The 752-nt window shown below is 67.8% G+C and carries 1 protein-coding gene; it reads right to left on the bottom strand.

Annotated elements, in window-relative coordinates; genetic code table 11:
- A partial coding sequence (locus KHO33_RS41935) for a fimbria/pilus outer membrane usher protein (protein WP_211629348.1) occupies nt 1-752 on the bottom strand: 752 nt, incomplete at both ends.

Below are 752 nucleotides of genomic sequence, written 5' to 3' on the forward strand. Positions count from 1 at the left end.
CCGGTGGTCGACGACGTGTCGCCCCCCCAGGCGTGGTTCGCCGTGACGCCATAGGACAGCTCGCTGTTCTCGCCCAGCGCCCCCGAGACCATGGTCTGCAGCTGCGTCTGGCCGCCGGTGGCGTGCGTGAGGTTCGTGCTGAGCGTGGCCGGATGCACATGGCCCAGCGGGATGGTGACGCTCGCGTAGTAGAGCGTGTTCATGGTGCCGGTCGCGCTGCGCTGGCGGGTCGCCTGGACGCTGTAGCCGATATTGCGGTAGCTGTTGTTGTAACCCGCCGAATAGTTGATGTCCGAGCCGCTGCGGTTCCAGTAGTTGACCACCGACGCGGTCAGGGCGAGCTGGCCCCACCGGTCGCCCAGCTTCTGGCTGAACGTGACCTGCTCGCTGTTGCGCTGGCGCAGCACGCTGCCGAGCGCGAGACTCTGGTCGACCTGGCTGCGCGCGAGCATCGCCGTGTTCAGGTCGAAGTAGCCACCGGTCGAATAGCGGTACGCTGCGACCGCCACGTTCGAGCCGGTCTGCGGCAGGTCCTTCATGTAGCTGATCCGCGCGCTGCCGCCGCTCATGTGCGTGTGCCCGGGCAGCTCGGTCTGCGCCTGGGTATAGTCCACCCCGAAGGCGCCCAGCGGCGTGTTGAAGGCGCCGCCGGCCATGACCGCACCGTAGCCCTGGGCCGCATTGACCCCTGCGTAGCCCGTAAACAGGTTCGTGAAGCCGTGCTGCCAGGTGCCCTGGGCAAAGGCCGGGTT

This window comes from Paraburkholderia nemoris (genome assembly GCF_905221015.1).
Lineage (GTDB): Bacteria > Pseudomonadota > Gammaproteobacteria > Burkholderiales > Burkholderiaceae > Paraburkholderia > Paraburkholderia nemoris.